This is a genomic window from Streptomyces sp. YKOK-I1 (genome assembly GCF_054660435.1).
This window is the reverse complement of record NZ_BAAGDR010000001.1, coordinates 3060175-3081081: the sequence shown is the minus strand read 5'-3', so window position 1 is coordinate 3081081 and position 20907 is coordinate 3060175. Positions and strand designations below refer to the sequence as shown.

Here is a 20907-nt window from a genome sequence, read left to right as displayed (position 1 = left end):
CCTCGAGAAGGGGCCGCCGCCTTCGTCGTACCTGCTCCCGCGCCGTCTACTGGACGTCAGGCAGCCGCGCCCCCGCCTTCTCCAGCGGTACGGCCGCCCCGTCCGAGCCGACCACCTTCCGGCCGCCGAGCGGCGCGTCCAGCCGTACGGTCTCGTGGTACTCCTTGGCGATCAGGATGCAGACCTTGTTCGGCCAGGGCGTCTCGGTCACGGTGACCGTCACCTGGTCGCCGGACTCCTTCGCGCTCGCCGCGTAGTCGGCGCAGACCCCGCCCGTGAAGCTCACGACCAGCTCGTCGCCCTCGGCCGTGTAGCCGTCCACCTGTACGTTCCGGGTGCCCGAGGAGGCACTCGGCGCCGGGGTGGGCGTCGAGGCGCTCTTCAGATAGGCCGGGTCGACCGCCGGCTGCGTCACCCGGTACGCGTCCGCGGCTCCCGTGCCCCGCACGTCGAACAGCCAGGACGGCACGAGCACCTGCCGTCCGCCCGAGGTGTGCGGGGCGAGCCCGAGCACCGCGTCCTCGACGGTCACGGTCTCCGCGGAGCCCGCGCCGGAGCTCGTGGACGAGCCGCACGGACTCTCCAGCCGGTCCTTCAGCGGCACCGGGCTGGCACACCCGCCGATGCCCATCCGGTGGTCGCTCCCCGGAGCCGCGTTCAGCGCCTTCAGCGCCTCCGCGGCGGTCAGCAGGGGGTACGCGGCACCCTCGACCGGTGCCTTGAGCTGCCCGTTCCCGCCGATGACGACCCCGTCGGCGCCGACGCTGATCCCGGTCGTCCACCCGTAGGTGGGCAGGCCGCCGACCTCCGGGTCCGCGTTCACCACCCGCTGGGCGCCCATGACCTGGCTCGCGTCCACCTTGGCGTCGTCCTGTCCGACCGCCTTCAGGATCGGCGCCGCCGCCTTCTTCGCGGCCGCCTCGCTCACCGGATCGGCGGCCGGGGCGGCGGGATCCTGCCTGCACTTGGCGATGCCGCCCTTGCAGTTGTCCGTGCCGGGCGCGTACCGGCTGAACGTCCACATGCCCGGCGCCTGCCGGTTCACCCGCAGCACCGGCCCCGAGCCGTCGTTCCCGGCGCCCACCTTCCAGGCCTCGCCGTCCGCCACGGGCGTCCCGTCCACCCCGAGCGCCTTCGCCAGCCGCGCCACCTCGTCCTTGCCGACCTCGCCCTTCGCCCAGTACACGGGCGCGGAACCGGGGCCTTCGGGGAGGGTGCCGGAGGCCTGGTACGTCACCCCGTACGGGTTCGGTTCACCGGGCGCGATGCCGTTCGACCCCCCGCCGGAGCCGGTCCCGGCGTAGTCGTCCAGCGTCAGCGGCACGGGGGTGCCACCACCGGAGGACGCCCCGGCCCCGCCGCCACCCCCGCCGGCGTGCGCACTGAGATACGCCCCGCCCCCACCGACGAGCAGCACGGCGGCGGCAACGGACAGAACGAGGAAAGGCGAGCGACGCCGGGGCGCTGCCAAGCTCTCGTCCCCACCACCACCCACCAACGTCCCCGGAACCTCCGGAACTGCCAGGGGCACGCGACCCTCCGGGTTCGCCAGGGCCTCGCGGTCCTCCGAGCCTTCCTGGCTCTCGGAGCCCTTCCGGCCTTGCGGGCCGACCGTGTCCTCCCGGTCCTTCGGGCTGTCCGGGGTTGCCAGGGGCTCGTGGTTCTCCGGGGCCTCCCGGCTTTGCGGGTTCGCCAGGGCCTCGCGGTCCTCCGGGGCCTTTTGGTCTTGCGGGCTCTCGGAGCTATCCCGGCCCTTCGGGTTCGCCAGCGGCGCGCGACCCTCCGAGCCTTCCCGGCCCTCTGAGCCTTCCCGGCCCTCCGAGCCCTTCCGGCCCTGCGGGCCGACCGTGTCCTCCCGGTCCTTCGGGTTGTCCGGGGCTGCCAGGGGCTCGTGGTTCTCCGGGGCCTCCCGGCCCTGCGGGTTCGTCAGGGCCTCGCGGTCCTTTGAGCTCTCCTGGTCTTGCGGGCCCACCGTGCCCTCCCGGCCCTTCGGGCTGTGCGGGGCTGCCAGGGGCTCGCGGTCCTTCGAGCTGTCCCGGTCTTCCTGGCTCTCCGAGTCCTCCCGGCCCTCCGGGGCCGCCAGGGGCGTGGGGGCCTCCGGGCCTTCCTGGCTCTCCGAGCACCCCCGGCCCTCCGGGGCCGTCAAGGGCTCGGGGGCCTCCGTGGCCTTTGGGGACTCCGGGGTCTTCGTGGGCTTCTGGGCCGGGGATGCCTTCTCGGCATCCCGGGCCTCACTGGCCCCGGGCGCTTTCTCGGTTGCCGCGGGCTTCCGGGACTCCGGGGCGGCGGGAGACTCCGCGACCGCGTCGGCGGCCCCGGCCGGCGTGCTCTCCGCCGCCTCCTGCTGCGCGGAGCCCGTCCGCTCCGGCTCGCGCGCGGCGTCGTCGTTCTCGGGTCGCTCGGTGTTCACCGCATCGCTCCTTCGGCTGCCCTGCTGTCGTACCTCACATCCCCTCGACGAGGGACAGCGATGGGACGCGGCGGGGGAGCGCACGGTTCCCTGTGAGCGCCCCGGCCGGAAAAGCCGTAAGGAAAGGCCGTAAGGAAAGAGCGAAAGGAAATGCGGAGGGAACCCCCTAGTTGCCGTAGTCCGGCATGGCGTCCACGAGCCGTGCCGACCTCGCCGGGACGGAGACACCGTGAATGCGTGACGGGGAGACCGGACGGGAAGCGATCTTCTCCGGAGCAGCCCAGTGCGGAGCCATCCGGGCGCAGTCGCCCCGCAGGGAGGCGAGGCCGCCTTCGAGGTCGGCCGGTGCGGGGGCGATGCGGAACTCGAGGTTCGTCATAGCGGAACCGTAAGCACGGAAGCGCCCGCGAAGAAAGATCTACTATCGGGTAGTTTCGGCTGCTTCAGTGGCGCCGCTCCACCGGGTAGCGTGAACTGTCAATCCCCCTCCCCACAGGAGAGTCCACGCCGTGCGCATCGCAGTCACCGGCTCCATCGCGACCGACCACCTCATGACGTTCCCAGGACGTTTCTCCGACCAGCTGGTCGCCGACCAGCTCCACACGGTCTCGCTCTCCTTCCTGGTCGACAACCTGGACGTCCGCCGGGGCGGGGTGGGCGCGAACATCGCCTTCGGCATGGGACAGCTCGGCACCCGGCCGGTCCTGGTCGGCGCCGCGGGCGCGGACTTCGACGAGTACCGCGCCTGGCTGGACCGGCACGGCGTGGACACCGAGTCCGTCCGTATCTCCGAGACGCTGCACACCGCCCGCTTCGTGTGCACCACCGACGCCGACCACAACCAGATCGGCTCGTTCTACACGGGCGCGATGAGCGAGGCCCGGCTGATCGAGCTGAAGACCGTCGCGGACCGCGTCGGCGGCCTCGACCTGGTTCTGATCGGCGCCGACGACCCGGAGGGGATGCTCCGCCACACGGAGGAGTGCCGCTCCCGCGCCATCCCCTTCGCCGCCGACTTCTCCCAGCAGATCGCCCGGATGGAGGGCGAGGAGATCCGGATACTGCTGGAGGGCGCCACGTACCTGTTCTCGAACGAGTACGAGAAGGGCCTCATCGAGTCCAAGACCGGCTGGTCCGACGCCGAGATCCTCGCCAAGGTCGGCCACCGCGTCACCACCCTCGGCGCGCGCGGCGTCCGCATCGAGCGCGACGGCGAGGACCCGATCGAGGTCGGCTGCCCCGACGAGGAGCGCAAGGCCGACCCGACCGGCGTCGGCGACGCCTTCCGCGCCGGGTTCCTGTCGGGACTGGCCTGGGGCGTCTCGCTGGAGCGGGCCGCCCAGGTCGGGTGCATGCTCGCGACGCTCGTCATCGAGACGGTCGGGACGCAGGAGTATCAGCTGCGGCGGGCGCACTTCATGGAGCGGTTCACCAAGGCGTACGGGGAGGACGCGGCCGTCGAGGTTCGGGGTCACCTGGGCTGACGGTGTCGGGTGCGGGTGCGTGGGGGCTGGTCGCGCACCCGCGGCGGTAGCCGCATGTCGACACAGCCCCGCGCCCCTGGGCGGGTCAGCTCGTCCGGCGGACCAGATACGCCGTTCCCTTGTCCGCCGGTTCCTCGCCCTCGTACTCCTGGCCCCTCATCTCGCACCACGCCGGGATGTCCAGGCGGGCCGCCTCGTCGTCCGACAGGACCCGGATGCGGCCGCCCACCGGCACGTTCCCGATGACCTTCGCGAGTTCGATGACGGGGATCGGGCAGCGCTTGCCCAGGGCGTCCACGACCAGGACGTCCTCCTCCACGGCCGTGGCGGGGGCCGGCGCCCCGAGCTTCTCGCGCACCCCCGCCACCACCCCCGGCAGCACGGCGAGGAACCGCTCCACGTCCTCCTCGGCCGCCCCCGCCGGCAGCGACACCCGTACGTTCCCCTCGCTGAGCACCCCCATCGCCTTGAGCACATGGCTCGGCGTCAGGGTGCTGCTCGTGCAGGACGAGCCCGAGGACACCGAGAAACCCTCCCGGTCCAGCTCGTGCAGGAGCGCCTCCCCGTCGACGTACAGACAGGAGAAGGTGACGACCCCCGGCAGCCGCCGTCGGGGATCGCCCACCACCTCGACGTCCGGGACCAGTTCGGGCACCCGCACCCGGATCCGCTCCGTCAGCTCCCGCAGCCGTACCGCCTCCCGGTCGGCCTCGGCCCGTACGGCCCGCAGGGAGGCGGCGGCCGCCACGATCGCCGGCAGGTTCCCGAACTCCTCCGTCTCCCCGGCCGCGTACCGCACCCCCTTGCGCACCACGAGCAGCCCGACCCCGGACGGCCCGCCCCATTTGTGGGCACTGGCGGTCAGCGCCGACCAGCCGCCGTCCACCCGACCCCATCCGAGCGACTGCGCCGCGTCCACCAGCAACGGCACCCCGGCCGCCCGGCACACCTCGGCGACGGCCGCCACCGGCTGCTCGGTGCCCACCTCGTGGTTGGCCGACTGCAGACACGCCAGCGCGGTGCCGGGGCGCAGCGCCGCCTCGTAGGCCCCCGCCTCCACCGCCCCGCTCCGCACCACCGGTACCCGCGTCACCGTCCCGCCGTCCGCCTCCAGCGCTTCGGCCGAATGGAGCACCGACGAGTGTTCAACGGATGACACGATCAGGTGACGCCCGATCCGCCGCCGCCCCGCCAACACCCCTGCGATACCCGTCTGAACGGCCTGTGTCCCGGACGCCGTGAACGTCAGTTCGTCGGTGCGGCAGCCGACGGCCTCGGCGGTTGCCTCGCGGGCGGCGTCGAGCAGAATGCGGGCCCTGCGGCCTTCCCGGTACAGCCGCCCGGGGTCGGCCCACCCCTCGTCCAGCGCGGCCAACAGGGCCTGACGGGCGACGGGATGAAGGGGAGCGGCGGAGGCCGCGTCGAAGTAGGGCACACGGCAACGCTAAGACGTCCGGTGCCGCAACGGCCAAAAGGGGCGCGGGACTGTGCACATATGCGGCTCCGCCGCGGGGCGCGAACGGCCACAACCCACGCCGCACCCGCCAAACCAGCGAACCACCCCCCTCGGTAGGCACCCCTCCCCGAGAACCCCCGGAAGGCGTCGGCTAGGGTTTGGTCCGCATAAACATCCAAACCCCTGCCCGACGCAGGGCGGCGACCGACCAGCGAGAAGGCCGCAGCCGATCAGCGCGGGCGAGACTCTCGGGAAGGCGCTACGTGAGTCCCAACGGCTCCGACCGCTCGCCGCGGCGCCCGATGCGGCGGAAGCTGCTGCAGGCAATGACCGCGGGCCTGGTCCTGGCGACCGCCACCGGTTGCACATACAAGGACTTCCCCCGCCTTGGCATGCCCACCCCCGTCACAGAAGAGGCTCCGCGGATCCTCTCCCTGTGGCAGGGCTCCTGGGCGGCCGCGCTGGCCACCGGCGTGCTGGTGTGGGGCCTGATCCTGTGGAGTGCTTTCTTCCACCGGCGCAGCCGCACGAAGGTCGAAGTTCCTCCGCAGACCCGGTACAACATGCCGATCGAGGCGCTGTACACGGTGGTCCCGATCATCATCGTCTCGGTGCTGTTCTACTTCACCGCCCGCGACGAGTCGAAGCTCCTCAGCCTCGAGAAGAAGCCCGACGTCACGGTCAACGTGGTCGGCTTCCAGTGGAGCTGGTGCTTCAACTACATCGAGAACGTCGAAGGCTCCACCGGCGACGCGAAGACCGACGAGAACCTGGCCGCGATCCCGGACCGGTACAAGAAGGACTTCCCGTCCGACGCGGGCGGCGTCTACACCTGCGGTGTCCCCGGTGAGCGGAACCCGCAGACCAACAACCCGGGCCCGACCCTGTGGCTTCCTGAGGGCAAGACGGTCCGCTTCGTCCTGACCTCGCGTGACGTCATCCACTCCTTCTGGGTGGTGCCGTTCCTCATGAAGCAGGACGTCATCCCGGGTCACACCAATGCCTTCCAGGTGGTCCCCAACCATGAGGGCACCTTCCTGGGCAAGTGCGCCGAGCTCTGCGGCGTCGACCACTCCCGGATGCTGTTCAACGTGAAGGTCGTCTCCCCCGAGCGCTATGCGCAGCACCTCAAGGACCTCGCCAAGAAGGGGCAGACCGGTTACGTTCCCGCGGGCATCGAGCAGACCGCCCATGAGAAGAACCGGGAGACGAACAACCTGTGAGCATCCTCAACGAACCCCAGGGTGCCGCGGCAGCTGAAGACTCATACGAGAACGAGCTGCCGGTCCGGCGCAAGCAGCCCGGCAACGTCGTGGTCAAGTGGCTCACCACCACCGACCACAAGACCATCGGTACGTTGTACCTGGTGACGTCGTTCGCGTTCTTCATGATCGGCGGCGTGATGGCGCTGTTCATGCGCGCCGAACTGGCCCGTCCGGGCCTGCAGCTGATGTCGAACGAGCAGTTCAACCAGGCGTTCACGATGCATGGCACGATCATGCTGCTGATGTTCGCGACGCCGCTGTTCGCCGGCTTCACGAACTGGATCATGCCGCTTCAGATTGGCGCGCCCGACGTCGCCTTCCCGCGGCTGAACATGTTCGCCTACTGGCTGTACCTGTTCGGCTCGCTCATCGCCGTCGGCGGCTTCCTCACCCCGCAGGGTGCGGCCGACTTCGGCTGGTTCGCCTACTCCCCGCTGTCGGACGCGGTCCGCAGCCCGGGCATCGGCGCCGACATGTGGATCATGGGTCTGGCCTTCTCCGGCTTCGGCACCATCCTCGGCTCGGTCAACTTCATCACCACGATCATCTGCATGCGCGCGCCGGGCATGACCATGTTCCGCATGCCGATCTTCGTGTGGAACGTCCTGCTGACCGGTGTCCTGGTCCTGCTGGCCTTCCCGGTCCTCGCGGCCGCGCTGTTCGCCCTGGAGGCGGACCGCAAGTTCGGTGCCCATGTCTTCGACGCGGCCAACGGCGGCGCGTTGCTGTGGCAACACCTCTTCTGGTTCTTCGGCCATCCAGAGGTGTACATCATCGCGCTACCGTTCTTCGGCATCATCAGTGAGATCATCCCGGTCTTCTCCCGCAAGCCGATGTTCGGCTACATGGGCCTGATCGCCGCGACGATCGCCATCGCCGGTCTCTCCGTGACGGTGTGGGCGCACCACATGTACGTCACCGGTGGCGTCCTGCTCCCGTTCTTCTCCTTCATGACGTTCCTCATCGCCGTCCCGACCGGTGTGAAGTTCTTCAACTGGATCGGAACGATGTGGAAGGGCTCGCTGTCCTTCGAGACACCGATGCTGTGGGCGGCGGGCTTCCTCATCACCTTCACCTTCGGTGGTCTGACCGGCGTCATCCTGGCCTCGCCGCCGATGGACTTCCACGTGTCCGACTCGTACTTCGTGGTGGCGCACTTCCACTACGTCGTCTTCGGCACCGTCGTCTTCGCGATGTTCGCCGGCTTCCACTTCTGGTGGCCGAAGTTCACCGGCAAGATGCTCGACGAGCGCCTCGGCAAGATCACCTTCTGGACGCTGTTCTTCGGCTTCCACGGCACCTTCCTGGTGCAGCACTGGCTGGGCGCCGAGGGCATGCCGCGTCGTTACGCCGACTACCTGGCGCAGGACGGCTTCACCGCCCTGAACACGATCTCGACGATCAGCTCCTTCGTCCTCGGTCTGTCGATCCTGCCGTTCCTCTACAACGTGTGGAAGACGGCCAAGTACGGCAAGAAGATCGAGGTCGACGACCCGTGGGGCTACGGCCGCTCCCTCGAGTGGGCGACCTCCTGCCCGCCGCCGCGGCACAACTTCCTCACCCTGCCGCGGATCCGCAGTGAATCCCCGGCGTTCGACCTGCACCACCCGGAGATCGCCGCGCTCGAGCAGCTGGAGCACGCCGGCCACGGTGCCATCGCGGGCAGCAAGGAGGCCGGCAAGTGAAGGTCCAAGGCCGGATGTTCACGTGGCTGAGCGTGTTCATCCTCATCATGGCGATCGTCTACGGCGTCTGGTCGAAGGAGCCGGCGGGCACCACGGCCCTCTTCCTGGCCTTCGGTCTGTCCATCATGATCGGCTTCTACCTGGGCTTCACGGCCCGTCGGGTGGACGCGGGCGCCCAGGACAACAAGGAGGCGGACGTCGCGGACGACGCCGGCGAGCTGGGCTTCTTCAGCCCGCACAGCTGGCAGCCGCTCGCGCTCGGCGTCGGTGGCGCCATCGCCTTCCTCGGTGTCGCGATCGGCTGGTGGCTGCTGTACTTCTCCGCCCCGATCATCCTCATCGGCATCTGGGGCTGGGTCTTCGAGTACTACCGCGGTGAGAACCGCACCCAGTAGCACGCGCCGAACCCACGGGAGCCCGGACACTCCGTCAAGGAGGGTCCGGGCTCCTTCGTTCGCCGCAATCCCTGTCCTCCATCCGTGGCTTCCAGCGCGCCGTCGTTGACGCGGCTCCCTAGCGTGAAGTCATGAGCCACACACCCCGCCCCCGCACAGTCGTCAGCTGCACGGTGCTGGTGATCGCCCTCGGAGCGGGCGTCGTCACCGCCTGCGGATCCGACGGCAACCCCCTCGCCGAGCGCCCCTACGACGCGAGCGACCGGATCTCCTTCAACGGCCCCGACGGCGACGGCAGGAAGAAGGCCGACCCGGACAAGCCGCTGGAGGTCGTCGCCCGGGACGACGACGAGCCCCTCACCGACGTCACCGCCGTGGACGCCTCAGGGCGCTACGTGGCGGGCGAACTCGCCGCCGACGGCAGCCGCTGGCACAGCACCGAGCCGCTGGCCGCCAACGCCCACTACACGGTCCGGGTGAGCACCGAGGACGCCGACGGCGCCCCCGGCCGCCGGGTCCTCACCTTCGACACCGGCAAGCCCAGCGGCAAGAAGCGCCTGGCGGTCGAGCTCGGCCCGGACCAGGGCACGTACGGCGTCGGCCAGCCCGTCACCGCCAAGCTCAGCGAGCCCGTCAAGGACCCGGCCCAGCGTGCGATAGTCGAGCGCGGTCTCAAGGTCGACTCCACGCCCTCCGTGCCGGGCGCCTGGTACTGGGTGGACGACAAGGAACTCCACTACCGTCCCCAGGAGTACTGGCCCGCCCACGCGACGATCCGCGCCCACAGCAACCTCGACGGCATCCGGATCAGCGACCGCCTCTGGGGCACCACGTCCAAGGACGTCAGCCTCACCATCGGCGACCGCGTCATAGCCGTCACGGACGCCTCGTCGCACTCGCTGACGTTCTACAAGAACGACGAGGTGATCAACACCATCCCGGTCACCACCGGCAAGCCCGGCTTCGAGACCCGCAACGGCGTCAAGGTCGTCCTCGGCAAGGAACAGTTCGTCCGGATGCGCAGCGCCACGGTCGGCATCGCCGAGGGCTCCTCGGAGTCGTACGACCTGCCCGTCTACTACGCCACCCGGCTCACCTGGAGCGGCGAGTACGTCCACGCCGCCCCCTGGTCCGTGGGCTCCCAGGGCTACGCCAACGTCAGCCACGGCTGCACCGGCATGAGCACCGCCAACGCCGAGTGGTTCTTCGAGCACGTCCGCCAGGGCGACGTCGTCAAGGTCGTCAACAGCTACGGCGACACGATGGAGCCCTTCGGCAACGGCTTCGGCGACTGGAACGTCGACTGGCCGAAGTGGAAGACCGGCAGCGCCCTGATCACCGGCAAGCACAAGACCCAGCCGGACACGTCAACCCTGAGACCTGCGGCGGTGTAGCCAACCAGGGGCGCGGGGCTGTATCGATCTGCGGCTCCGCCGCGTGGGCGCGACAGGCCACAACGGCGCCGCACCCGCCCCGCCACGTCCCCAGGCACCCCCTAGGCGCTCTGAAGCCTCTTCTCCCGCAACAGGGAAGCCAGCGCGGCCGCGAACTCCACCGGCTCCACAGGCAGCGTCACAGCCGCGTCAGCCCTGCTCCAGGTCGCCAGCCAGGCGTCCTGCGGCCGTGCGATCAGCAACAGCACCGGCGGGCACTGGAACACCTCGTCCTTGATCTGCCGGCAGACCCCCATGCCCCCCATGGGCACGGCCTCCCCGTCCAGCACGCAGACATCGATCCCGCCCTTGTCCAGCTCACTGATCACGGCGGCCGGTGTGGCGCACTCGACGAACTCCACCACGGGGACGTCGGGAGCGGGCCTGCGCCCGGTGGCGAGCCGCACCTGCTCTCGGGTGTGGGAGTCGTCGCTGTAGACCAGCACCGTGGCGGTCGGCTGCATTGTTCCTCCGAAGACGTCAGCGTCGTACGGACAGGCCAGTTGAGGCGGATGTTACTCCGTTCAACACCACGTCAACACCGGTACGGATGGCAGAGACACTCCGAACGGCACCCCCCGGAGTGAGGGCGGGATAAGCGACCGACATAATGTCGGTCGTGGCGACAGCAACGACAGTAGAAACCGGGCACGCGCACCCGTCGGTCAATCGGCCGAACCTCACCAGCGTCGGAACCATCATCTGGCTGAGTTCCGAGCTGATGTTCTTCGCGGCCCTCTTCGCGATGTACTTCACCCTGCGATCGGTGACGGGGACCGAGTACTGGAAGAGTCAGGCCGAGTTCCTGAACTTCCCGTTCTCGGCGACGAACACCACGATCCTGGTGCTCTCCTCCCTCACCTGCCAGCTCGGCGTCTTCGCCGCCGAGCGCGGTGACGTGAAGAAGCTCCGGGGCTGGTTCATCGTTACGTTCATCATGGGTGCGATCTTCGTCGGCGGTCAGATCTACGAGTACACCGAGCTGGTGAAGCGGGACGGACTCTCGCTCTCCTCCGGCCCGTACGGCTCGGTCTTCTACCTGACCACCGGCTTCCACGGACTGCACGTGACGGGCGGCCTCATCGCCTTCCTGCTGGTCCTGGGGCGCACCTACGCGGCCAAGAGGTTCACCCACGAGCAGGCGACCGCCGCGATCGTCGTGTCCTACTACTGGCACTTCGTCGATGTCGTCTGGATCGGCCTCTTCGCCACGATCTACATGATCAAGTAGCACGGGCCCGTTCCCGCCAACGCAAGCATCGACGCAGAAGATCCTGACACCGGGGTAATCCGTGAAAAAGCTCTCCGCACGACGACGCCATCCGCTGGCGGCGCTCGTCGTCCTACTCCTCGCGCTGGCGTGCACGGGGGGGCTGTACGCCGCGTTCGCGCCCGCGAGCAAGGCGCAGGCAGATGAAACCGCCCAGTCCCTGGCCATCGACGAGGGCAAGAAGCTCTTCGCCGTAGGCTGCGCCAGCTGCCACGGCACCAAGGGTCAGGGCAGCTCCGACGGCCCGAGCCTGGTCGGCGTGGGCGCCGCCGCCGTCGACTTCCAGGTCGGCACCGGGCGTATGCCGGCAGCGACCTCCCAGGGCGCCCAGGTGCCCTCGAAGAAGGCCATCTACACGCAGGCCGAGATCGACCAGCTCGCCGCGTACATCGCCTCGCTCGGCGCCGGCCCGAACGTCCCCACCGAGGCCGAGTACGGCACGGAGGGCGCCGACATCGGCAAGGGCGGCGAGCTGTTCCGCACCAACTGCGCGCAGTGCCACACGACCGGCGGCAAGGGCGGCGCCCTGACCCACGGCAAGTACGCCCCGACGCTCGAGGGCGTGGACCCGAAGCACATCTACGAGGCCATGCAGACCGGCCCGCAGAACATGCCGTCCTTCCCGGACACCACGCTGACGGAGCAGAACAAGAAGGACATCATCGCGTACCTGAACGCGATCGACAGCGACGAGACGGTGAACCCGGGCGGTCTGGAGCTGGGCGGGCTCGGCCCGGTCAGCGAGGGTCTCTTCGCGTGGATCTTCGGTCTCGGTGCATTGATCGCGGTCGCCGTCTGGGTCGCCGCTCGGACCGCAAAGGCCAAGAAGTCATGAGTAGCCAAGACATTCCAGAAGAGAACCTGCCCGCTGAGCAGGACAGTCACGGCGCCGTGGCCGTAGCGGACGAGAAGAACCCGTTCGCCGACCCCGGACTGCCGCCCCACGAGCACCGTATCCAGGACATCGACGAGCGGGCCGCCAAGCGGTCCGAGCGCGCGGTCGCCCTGCTGTTCACGGTGTCGATGCTGGCCACCGTCGGCTTCATCGTCTCGTACGTGGCGATCCCGATCGACAAGTCGATCTTCGTCTTCCCGATCGGGCACGTCAGCGCGCTGAACTTCGCGCTGGGTCTGACCCTCGGCACGGCGCTGTTCACCATCGGCGCCGGCGCGGTCCACTGGGCCCGCACCCTGATGTCCGACGTCGAGGTCGCCGACGAGCGTCACCCGATCGCGGCCGACCCCGAGCTCCGGGCGAAGGTCCACGCGGACTTCAAGCAGGGCGCCAAGGAATCGGTGATCGGCCGTCGCAAGCTGATCCGCAACACGATGTTCGGCGCGCTGGCCCTGGTGCCGCTCTCCGGCGTCATGCTGCTGCGCGACCTCGGTCCGCTGCCCGAGGACAAGCTGCGCCACACGCTGTGGGCCAAGGGCAAGCTCCTCGTCAACATGAACACGAACGAGCCGCTGCGTGCCTCGGACGTGGCCGTCGGCTCGCTCACCTTCGCCAAGCCCGAGGGCCTGGAGGAGCACGACGAGGACTTCCAGAACGAGATCGCCAAGGCGGCCCTGATGATCGTCCGGCTCCAGCCGGAGGACATCAAGGACAAGCAGGAACTCGAGTGGTCCCACCAGGGCATCGTGGCCTACTCGAAGATCTGCACCCACGTCGGCTGCCCGATCTCGCTGTACGAGCAGCAGACGCACCACGTGCTGTGCCCCTGCCACCAGTCCACCTTCGACCTCTCCGACGGCGCCAAGGTCATCTTCGGCCCGGCCGGTCACGCCCTGCCGCAGCTGCGCATCGGCGTGAACGACGAGGGCTACCTCGAGGCGCTCGGCGACTTCGAAGAGCCCGTCGGTCCTGCCTTCTGGGAGCGCGGATGAGCACCAACGAGAACGCACAGTCCCGCGAACGCGGGAAGGCGCCGGCCGGCGAGCGGATCGCCGACTGGGCCGACGGCCGGCTGGGGATCTACTCCCTCGCCAAGACCAACATGCGCAAGATCTTCCCCGACCACTGGTCGTTCATGCTGGGCGAAGTGTGCATGTACAGCTTCATCATCATCATCCTCACGGGTGTGTATCTGACGCTGTTCTTCCACCCGTCGATGAACGAGGTGGAGTACCACGGCAGCTACGTCCCGCTGCAGGGACAGCTGATGTCCGAGGCGTTCAACTCGACCATGCACATCTCCTTCGATGTGCGCGGTGGTCTGCTCATCCGGCAGATCCACCACTGGGCGGCGCTGATCTTCCTCGCCGGCATGTTCGTGCACATGATGCGCGTGTTCTTCACCGGCGCGTTCCGCAAGCCGCGTGAGATCAACTGGCTGTTCGGCTTCCTGCTGTTCGTCCTGGGCATGTTCACCGGCTTCACCGGTTACTCGCTCCCGGACGACCTGCTCTCCGGCACCGGTGTCCGCTTCACCGAGGGCGCCATCCTGTCGATGCCGATCGTCGGCACGTACATCTCGATGTTCCTCTTCGGCGGCGAGTTCCCGGGCCACGACTTCGTGGCGCGGTTCTACTCGATCCACATCCTGCTGCTGCCGGGCATCATGCTCGGCCTGATGGTGGCGCACCTGATCCTGGTCTTCTACCACAAGCACACGCAGTTCGCGGGCCCCGGCAAGAGCAACAAGAACGTCGTCGGCATGCCCCTGCTGCCCGTGTACATGGCGAAGGCGGGCGGCTTCTTCTTCCTGGTCTTCGGCACGATCGCGGCCTTGGCGGCGCTCGCCCAGATCAACCCGGTGTGGGTCTTCGGCCCCTACCGTCCGGACCAGGTGTCCACCGGCGCCCAGCCCGACTGGTACATGGGCTTCGCCGAGGGCCTGATCCGCTTCATGCCCGGCTGGGAGGTCAACATCTGGGGCCACACGCTGGTCCTGGGCGTCTTCATCCCGCTGGTGCTCTTCGGTGTCGTCCTCGCGGCGCTGGCGATGTACCCGTTCATCGAGTCGTGGATCACCGGCGACAAGCGCGAGCACCACATCCTGGACCGTCCGCGCAACGCCCCCACGCGCACCGCGCTGGGTGTCGCCTGGGTCACGATGTACATGATCACGCTGGTCGGCGGTGGCAACGACCTGTGGGCCACCCACTTCCACCTGTCGATCAACTCGATCACCTGGTTCGTCCGGATCTTCTTCTTCGTCGGACCGGTCATCGCGTACCTCCTCACCAAGCGGATCTGCCTCGGCCTGCAGCGCCGGGACCGGGACAAGGTGCTGCACGGTCGCGAGACCGGCACCATCAAGCGCCTGCCGCACGGTGAGTTCATCGAGATCCACGAGCCGCTCAGCCAGGAGCAGCTGCACACGATCACGGCGCACGAGCAGTACGAGCCGGTCGCGATCGGCCCGGCCGTCGACGAGAACGGCGTCGAGCGCAAGATCAAGCGGTCCGAGAAGCTGCGCGCCAAGATCAGCGGCGCGTACTTCGGCGAGGACCAGCAGATCCCGAAGCCGACCGTCGAGGAGTACAAGGAGATCACGAGCGGCCACGGCCACCACTGATCGTCCGGCGTCGCCACGCCGTGAGTGAAGGGCCCCGTCCGGTGTTCGGACGGGGCCCTTCGCCATGTCCCGAGCTGGATAAGGTGGCCTCACATGGTTCTACGACACCCAGGAGCGGCTATGAACGCTGTGACCCCCGCTGGAGGCGACACCGCGGCGGGCCGTTCCTGGCCCGACGTGCTGAACGCCCTGCTGTACGGCCGTGACCAGAGCGCCGACGCCACCTCGTGGGCGATGGACCGGATCATGCGCGGGGAGGCGACGGACGCGCAGATCGCCGGGTTCGTGGTGGCGCTGCGGGCCAAGGGCGAGACCGTCGAGGAGATCAACGGGCTCGTGCGGACGATGTACGAGCACGCCAACACGATCGAGGTGCCGGGCCGGACCGTCGACATCGTCGGCACCGGCGGCGACGGCGCCAAGACCGTCAACATCTCCACCATGTCGGCGATCGTGGTCGCCGGTGCGGGCGCCACCGTCGTCAAGCACGGCAACCGGGCCGCGTCCTCCGCCTCCGGCGCCTCGGACGTGCTGGAGAAGCTGGGCGTCAATCTGGAGCTGACCCCGGCGCGGGTGGCCGAGGTGGCCCGCGAGGCCGGGATCACCTTCTGCTTCGCGATCAAGTTCCATCCGGCGCTGCGTCACGCGGGCGCCGCGCGTGGCCAGTTGGGCATCCGCACGGTCTTCAACATCCTCGGCCCGCTGACCAACCCGGCCCGGGTGCGGGCGCAGGCGGTCGGGGTCGCGGACCCGCGCATGGCACCGGTCGTCGCGGGCGTCTTCGCCGAGCGCGGTCACTCCTCCCTGGTGTTCCGGGGCGACGACGGCCTGGACGAGCTGACCACCACGGCCACCTCCCGGGTGTGGGTGGTGCGCGACGGCAAGGTCACCGAGGAGGTCTTCGACCCGCGGGACGTCGGCCTCGAGCTGGTCCCGGTGGAGGCCCTGCGGGGCGGCGACCCGTCGTACAACGCGGAGGTCGCCCGTCGTCTCCTGGACGGCGAGCAGGGCCCCGTACGGGACGCCGTGCTGCTGAACTCGGCGGCCGCCCTGGTCGCCCTGGAGCCGGGCACCGGCACCCTCGCGGAGCAGATCCGCGCCGGCATGGACCGCGCCGCCGAGTCCATCGACTCGGGCGCCGCCAAGCAGGCCCTGGACCGCTGGGTGGCCGCCACCAACGTCTGACCGTGCCTGTCGCGGTCCCGTCATTCGGACACGAGTTGCGGGACCGCGATCACTTCCCGTACGTTCCTGTACAGGTCATGAGTGACAGTCATGAGGCCCCGGCCGACTGTCCGGCAACCCTCCGTCCGTGGCGGGGTGCCCCGGGTGAGGACCAGGTCGTAGGCAGAGAGGTCTACGGCAAGCGCGGACCCCTCGTACGCCAGGGGTCCTGGTCGTCGAGGAGCCTTCTGTGAGCAAGCGAATGCGATAGGGCGCCGAGCCCCGCCTCCGCACACCCCCTTTCACCTTTCTCCGTGCTCGAGCCGTACCCGCTCGCACGGTGATTCCGCTTGCCCTTCACAGGAGTTCGCCATGTCTGTCTCCAGCGCTGCCGCCGCCCGGACCGTTTGTGCCCTTTCGGAGGAGCTGCCCGTTCTGGGCCGCGATGTCACCGTCCCGCTCGTCACCGGCGGCGAGGTCGCCTACGCGGCGCTCGACTACGCCGCCAGCGCCCCCGCCCTCCAGCGCGTCTGGGACGACGTGGCCGCGTACGCCCCGTACTACGGCAGCGTCCACCGCGGCGCCGGCTACCTCTCCCAGCTCTCCACGGACCTCTTCGAGAACGCCCGCCGCACGGTCACCGCGTTCCTGGACTGCCGCGAGGACGACCAGCTCGTCTTCACCCGCTCCACCACCGACTCCCTGAACCTGCTGGCCGCCGCCCTCCCGGCCGGCTGCCAGGTCTTCGTCTTCGAGACCGAGCACCACGCGAGCCTGCTGCCCTGGAAGGGCGCCCGCGTCACCTACCTCGACGCCCCGCGCACCCCGCGGCAGGCCGTCGAGACCCTGGAGAAGGCCCTCGCCGCCCGTGACCCCCACGGCCCGGCCCTGGTCTGCGTCACCGGCGCCTCCAACGTCACCGGCGAGCTGTGGCCCGTACGCGAGCTCGCCGCGGCCGCCCACGCGCACGGCGCCCGGATCGTCCTGGACGCGGCCCAGCTCGCCCCGCACCACCCGGTGTCCGTCCGCGACCTGGACGTCGACTACGTGGCCTTCTCCGGCCACAAGCTGTACGCCCCGTTCGGCTCCGGCGTCCTCGCCGGCCGCGCCGACTGGCTCCGGGCCGCCGACCCCTACCTCGCGGGCGGCGGCGCCAGCCGCAAGGTCACCCGGCGCGAGGACGGGGGAGTGGACGTGGAGTGGCACGAGACCGCGGCCCGCCACGAGGCCGGCTCCCCCAACGTCATCGGCGCCTACTCCATCGCCTCGGCCTGCAACGCCCTCACGGAGGCCGGCTTCGACACCCTGGTCGCCCGTGAGCAGCGCCTGATCGCCCGGGTCCGCGCGGGCCTCGCCGAGGTCCCGCAGGTCAGGGTCCTGTCCCTGTTCGGCGACGACGCCCCGCGGGTCGGCGTGATCTCCTTCGTCGTCGACGGCTGGAACAGCTCCCACTTCGCCGCCGCTCTCTCCGCCGAGTACGGCATCGGCGTCCGCGACGGCCTCTTCTGCGCCCATCCCCTGGTCCGCACCCTGCTGGGCAGCGACCCCCAGACCCAGGGCGAGTGCGGCGCCCCCGACGCGGCGCCGGGCGAGAAGTCCCTCAACGCCGTCCGGGTGAGCTTCGGCGCGGGCACCCCCGACGAGCACGTGGACCGTTTCGTGACGGCGGTCCGCGAGCTGGTGACCGAGGGCCCGAAGTGGACGTACCGCACGGAGGACGGCCGCTGCGTCCCGGCGGTGTGAGGCGCCGTCGCGCCGGGGGGCGGGTTCAGCCGGTCAGGAGTCCAGACCGATCGCGAACGCCGCCTCCAGGTCGTGCTGGGAGTAGGTACGGAACGCCACGTGCGTGTCCGTGGCCTCGACGCCGGGGATCTTGCTGATGCTGCCCGGGATGACCTCCGCGAGGTCCTCGTGCTGCTTCACCCGGACCATGGCGATCAGGTCGTACGTCCCGGTCACGGAGAACACCTCGCTCACGGAGTCCAGCGCCGCGATCCGCTCGGCGATCTCGGGGATCCGGTCCACGCTGGTCTTGATGAGGACGATCGCGGTGATCACGGCTGGTTCTCTCCCTCGGGGGCCGGAGCTGGGGCGGCCTTCACTCTAGTCGTACGGCCGAAACGCGCCCACGCGTAGCCGAACCCCAGGCCGAAGCCCACCAGGTGCGCCAGATACGCCACCCCGGGCCCCTGGGCCGCCTGCCCCACCGCGATCCACTGGAGCGCCGCCCAGAAGGGCAGCACCACCCAGGCCGGGAACCGCAGCGGCAGGAAGAACAGGAACGGCAGCAGGCTGGTCACCCGGGCCCGCGGGAACAGGTACAGGAACGCGCCGAGGACCGCCGAGATCGCCCCGGAGGCCCCCACCAGCGACTGCGGCGACCCGGAGTGCGCGGCCGCGTACCCGAGCAGGGCCAGGCAGCCGCAGCCCAGGTAGAAGAAGGTGAACTCGACGCGGCCCATCCGCTCCTCGGTCATCGCCCCGAAGACGTACAGGAAGAGCATGTTGCCCAGCAGGTGCACCCAGCTGCCGTGGACGAAGAGGGCCGTGGCGGGGGTCAGGACGGCGCGCGCGGAGCCCGTGAAGAGTTCCACCGGGACCACGCCCCAGCGGCGGAAATAGGCCCGCTGGGCGGCCATCAGCCCCTCCCCGGCGCCGTACGCCGGATCGAGTCCCGAGGCCGGACCGATCACGAAGACCAGACAGCACAGGACGATCAGCCCGTGAGTCACCGGTGCCGAAGGGCTGCGCAGAGCCTTGCGGACGGCCCCGTTCCAGTTGCCGATCATGAATACAGAGCATGACGTAACCGGACAGAACCACCCGCTCCGCCTCGCCGCCAGGGCCTGTCCGGCGGATCAGGTCGGAGGAAAGTGGCGGCACCTCATCGGCGCAGGTGAGCGGGATATGGTGCGTGCAGCTGCAAGGCGGAGGAGGGAGTCGACGCGATGGGGGTCCCTCCCGCGCGAGCGCAGCCGAGCGTGGGGGAGTCGGGGACCGACGACAACGCGGGAGATGTGCGTGCCATATCCCCGCGTCTCCGACAGGATCCGCCGGGCAGGCCCTGGGGACGGATGGGCGGCGAGTACCCGCCAGGCCGTAGGGTTACGAGCCATGCACAGCGGGGAGCCTCCGGCGCGACCCTGCTGGAACACCGACACTAGAAGGACAGTCACGATGACGGTTCCCCTGCCGACCGCGACCACGCGGTGGCGCTGCACCCTCTGCGGCAACCTGACCAGGTTCGACGTGACGCGCTCGTCGAAGGTCGTGGAGTACGTGCACCTCGACCTTGCCGGAGAGCCGAAGGTGGAGGAGCGCGAGGTGGTCAGTGAGACCATCGAGTCGGTGCGGTGCCGCTGGTGCAACGCCGTGGACCAGGTGGAACTCGTGGATCGGCCGGGCGCCGGCTCCTGAGCGGAGCGGGCCCCGTACAGGTATTGGGGTGTGACGGATGGCGGAGAGCGCAGGCGGGGGGCCGGGCGACGGCGCCGCTGAGATGCTCGACCGTCCGCTGCCCGACGGCGTGCGCCGCCGGGTCGTGCAGATCGTCTCCGACGGCTTCGGCGGCCTGACCGTCGCCGAACTACCGGCCCAGTTGCGGCAGTACGCCCGGTTCGCCCCGAATCGCCGGGCGAAGTTCGCGGGCAACGCGATGGCGGCCGCGCTGGAGACGGATCCGCTGTTCCGGCAGCGTATCGCCGAGAAGTTCAGAGACGCCCAGCCGGAGCTGTCCGGCGCCCTGGACTCCGGCTCGCCGACCCCGGCCGCGGACCCGCTCGATGTGGCGGCCGCGGCCTATGTGCTGCGGCCCCCCGGCTGGGTGAAGCTGGTGACGGCGGCCGGTGAGGAGGCCCAGCGGGCGGACGCCGAGCGGGCCGACGAGGAGAGCCGGGCCGAACTGGAGCGGCTGCGCGAGGAACTGGCGCAGGCCCGCGAGCAGACCCGCGCGGACACCGAACGCCTGCGCACCGAGCTGGACGCCGCCCGCAAGGACGCCGAATCGCTGCACCGCAAGCTGCGTTCGGCCCTCAGCGACGTCAAGCGCGGGGAGGCGGCCCTGCGCAAGGTGCAGGGCGAGATCGAGGCCGTACGCGCCGAGGGGCAGGCCCAGGTGTCCGCCGCCGAGAGCGAGACCCGGCGGCTCAAGGCGCGCCTCGGGGAGGCCGAGGCGGCCCTGGAGGCCACCCGGCGGGCGGCCCGCGAGGGGCGCAGCGTCGAGGACATGCGGGTACGGCTGCTGCTGGACACCGTGCTCGACGCCGCCCAAGGGCTGCGCCGGGAACTGGCGTTGCCGCCGGTGTCGGTCCGCCCGGCAGAAACGGTCGATGCGGTCGAACCAGGACGAATGACCCCGAAGGACATCGCCGCACGGGCCCTGTCGGAGCACGATCCGGCCATTCTCGACCAGTTGCTGGCCCTGCCCCAGGCGCATCTGGTCGTCGACGGCTACAACGTGACCAAGACCGGCTATCCGCAGATGCCGTTGGAGAAGCAGCGGCTGCGGCTGCTCGGGCAGCTCTCGGCGCTCGCCGCCCAGACCGGCGCCGAGGTCACCTGTGTCTTCGACGGGGCCGAACTGGCCGCTCCGGTGCTGCTGGCGCCGCCGCGCGGGGTGCGGGTGCTGTTCTCCAAGGCGGGCGTCACCGCCGACGAACTCATCCGCCAGCTCGTGCGGGCCGAGCCGCCGGGGAGACCGGTCATCGTCGCCTCGACCGACCGCGAGGTCGCCGACGGGGTCGCGAAGGCGGGTGCCCGACCCGTGGCTTCCGCGATGCTTCTCAAGCGCCTGTCCTGAAGGTCGAAGTTGCAGGTTTAATGCCC

Annotated in this window: 19 protein-coding genes and 1 riboswitch; of the genes, 13 read left to right on the top strand and 6 right to left on the bottom strand. The window is 69.9% G+C overall.

Annotated elements, in window-relative coordinates:
* Positions 1–46: 46 nt before the first annotated feature.
* A complete protein-coding gene (locus tag ACYQ8Q_RS13315; protein WP_460064714.1) occupies positions 47–2410 on the bottom strand; it encodes a hypothetical protein in 2364 nt (787 codons plus the stop codon).
* A gap of 166 nt (positions 2411–2576) precedes the next feature.
* Positions 2577–2789, bottom strand: coding sequence for a hypothetical protein (locus tag ACYQ8Q_RS13310; RefSeq protein WP_460064712.1), 213 nt, complete (start codon positions 2787–2789; stop codon positions 2577–2579).
* Between the two features lie 130 nt (positions 2790–2919).
* Here ACYQ8Q_RS13310 and ACYQ8Q_RS13305 point away from each other — a divergent pair, with 130 nt between their 5' ends.
* Positions 2920–3894 (top strand): carbohydrate kinase family protein, encoded by a 975-nt coding sequence (locus tag ACYQ8Q_RS13305; protein ID WP_460064711.1) that lies wholly within the window; start codon positions 2920–2922, stop codon positions 3892–3894.
* 85 nt (positions 3895–3979) lie between these two features.
* On the opposite strand, the gene ACYQ8Q_RS13300 is transcribed toward ACYQ8Q_RS13305, so the two are convergent.
* Positions 3980–5329: an aminotransferase class V-fold PLP-dependent enzyme gene (locus tag ACYQ8Q_RS13300; protein WP_460064709.1), complete on the bottom strand. Its 1350-nt coding sequence runs from the start codon at positions 5327–5329 to the stop codon at positions 3980–3982.
* A gap of 284 nt (positions 5330–5613) precedes the next feature.
* Between ACYQ8Q_RS13300 and ctaC the strand changes: the two genes are divergently transcribed.
* From ctaC to ACYQ8Q_RS13280, 4 genes are all read left to right on the top strand, one after another.
* A complete protein-coding gene (gene ctaC, locus ACYQ8Q_RS13295; RefSeq protein ID WP_460064708.1) occupies positions 5614–6573 on the top strand; it encodes an aa3-type cytochrome oxidase subunit II in 960 nt (319 codons plus the stop codon).
* Entirely contained in the window at positions 6570–8300 is a 1731-nt protein-coding gene (gene ctaD / locus ACYQ8Q_RS13290; protein WP_359269148.1) for an aa3-type cytochrome oxidase subunit I, read from the top strand. The genes ctaC and ctaD overlap by 4 nt, the downstream gene beginning before the upstream one ends.
* Positions 8297–8695 carry a cytochrome c oxidase subunit 4 gene (locus tag ACYQ8Q_RS13285; RefSeq protein WP_055631436.1) on the top strand — a complete coding sequence of 133 codons (399 nt, stop codon included), beginning with the start codon at positions 8297–8299 and terminating at the stop codon, positions 8693–8695. Before ctaD ends, ACYQ8Q_RS13285 begins: the two co-directional genes overlap by 4 nt.
* Positions 8696–8826: 131 nt before the next feature.
* Positions 8827–10089 carry a L,D-transpeptidase gene (locus ACYQ8Q_RS13280; RefSeq protein ID WP_460064705.1) on the top strand — a complete coding sequence of 421 codons (1263 nt, stop codon included), beginning with the start codon at positions 8827–8829 and terminating at the stop codon, positions 10087–10089.
* Positions 10090–10190: 101 nt separating this feature from the next.
* Here the strand turns inward: ACYQ8Q_RS13280 and ACYQ8Q_RS13275 are convergent, their stop codons facing one another.
* Positions 10191–10592, bottom strand: a complete 402-nt coding sequence (locus tag ACYQ8Q_RS13275; RefSeq protein WP_460064704.1) for a response regulator — start codon at positions 10590–10592, stop codon at positions 10191–10193.
* A 146-nt stretch (positions 10593–10738) separates the two neighbouring features.
* Between ACYQ8Q_RS13275 and ctaE the strand changes: the two genes are divergently transcribed.
* The 6 genes from ctaE (at position 10739) to ACYQ8Q_RS13245 (ending at position 17826) form a co-directional block, all read left to right on the top strand.
* The gene (gene ctaE, locus ACYQ8Q_RS13270; protein WP_067245103.1) at positions 10739–11359 is read left to right on the top strand and encodes an aa3-type cytochrome oxidase subunit III; all 621 of its coding nucleotides are present in this window, start codon (positions 10739–10741) and stop codon (positions 11357–11359) included.
* 61 nt (positions 11360–11420) lie between these two features.
* Positions 11421–12233 (top strand): cytochrome bc1 complex diheme cytochrome c subunit, encoded by an 813-nt coding sequence (gene qcrC, locus ACYQ8Q_RS13265; protein ID WP_460064702.1) that lies wholly within the window; start codon positions 11421–11423, stop codon positions 12231–12233.
* Positions 12230–13285 carry a cytochrome bc1 complex Rieske iron-sulfur subunit gene (qcrA, locus tag ACYQ8Q_RS13260; RefSeq protein WP_460064700.1) on the top strand — a complete coding sequence of 352 codons (1056 nt, stop codon included), beginning with the start codon at positions 12230–12232 and terminating at the stop codon, positions 13283–13285. The genes qcrC and qcrA overlap by 4 nt, the downstream gene beginning before the upstream one ends.
* The gene (gene qcrB / locus ACYQ8Q_RS13255; protein WP_460064698.1) at positions 13282–14919 is read left to right on the top strand and encodes a cytochrome bc1 complex cytochrome b subunit; all 1638 of its coding nucleotides are present in this window, start codon (positions 13282–13284) and stop codon (positions 14917–14919) included. The genes qcrA and qcrB overlap by 4 nt, the downstream gene beginning before the upstream one ends.
* A 120-nt stretch (positions 14920–15039) precedes the next feature.
* The gene (trpD, locus tag ACYQ8Q_RS13250; RefSeq protein WP_460064697.1) at positions 15040–16104 is read left to right on the top strand and encodes an anthranilate phosphoribosyltransferase; all 1065 of its coding nucleotides are present in this window, start codon (positions 15040–15042) and stop codon (positions 16102–16104) included.
* 73 nt (positions 16105–16177) lie between these two features.
* A riboswitch (SAM riboswitch) is annotated at positions 16178–16294 on the top strand.
* A gap of 161 nt (positions 16295–16455) precedes the next feature.
* Complete coding sequence (locus ACYQ8Q_RS13245) at positions 16456–17826, top strand: aminotransferase class V-fold PLP-dependent enzyme (RefSeq protein WP_460064694.1); 1371 nt, start codon at positions 16456–16458, stop codon at positions 17824–17826.
* A 33-nt stretch (positions 17827–17859) separates the two neighbouring features.
* Here ACYQ8Q_RS13245 and ACYQ8Q_RS13240 read toward each other — a convergent pair whose 3' ends face one another.
* Both ACYQ8Q_RS13240 and ACYQ8Q_RS13235 read right to left on the bottom strand, forming a co-directional pair.
* Complete coding sequence (locus ACYQ8Q_RS13240) at positions 17860–18141, bottom strand: Lrp/AsnC family transcriptional regulator (RefSeq protein WP_089101146.1); 282 nt, start codon at positions 18139–18141, stop codon at positions 17860–17862.
* A complete protein-coding gene (locus ACYQ8Q_RS13235) occupies positions 18138–18872 on the bottom strand; it encodes a rhomboid family intramembrane serine protease (RefSeq protein ID WP_460064692.1) in 735 nt (244 codons plus the stop codon). Before ACYQ8Q_RS13235 ends, ACYQ8Q_RS13240 begins: the two co-directional genes overlap by 4 nt.
* A 388-nt stretch (positions 18873–19260) precedes the next feature.
* On the opposite strand from ACYQ8Q_RS13235, the gene ACYQ8Q_RS13230 reads away from it, so the two are divergent.
* Positions 19261–19500 carry a hypothetical protein gene (locus ACYQ8Q_RS13230; RefSeq protein ID WP_055541554.1) on the top strand — a complete coding sequence of 80 codons (240 nt, stop codon included), beginning with the start codon at positions 19261–19263 and terminating at the stop codon, positions 19498–19500.
* A 37-nt stretch (positions 19501–19537) separates the two neighbouring features.
* Entirely contained in the window at positions 19538–20881 is a 1344-nt protein-coding gene (locus ACYQ8Q_RS13225) for an NYN domain-containing protein (protein ID WP_460064690.1), read from the top strand.
* The last annotated feature ends 26 nt before the right edge of the window (positions 20882–20907 follow it).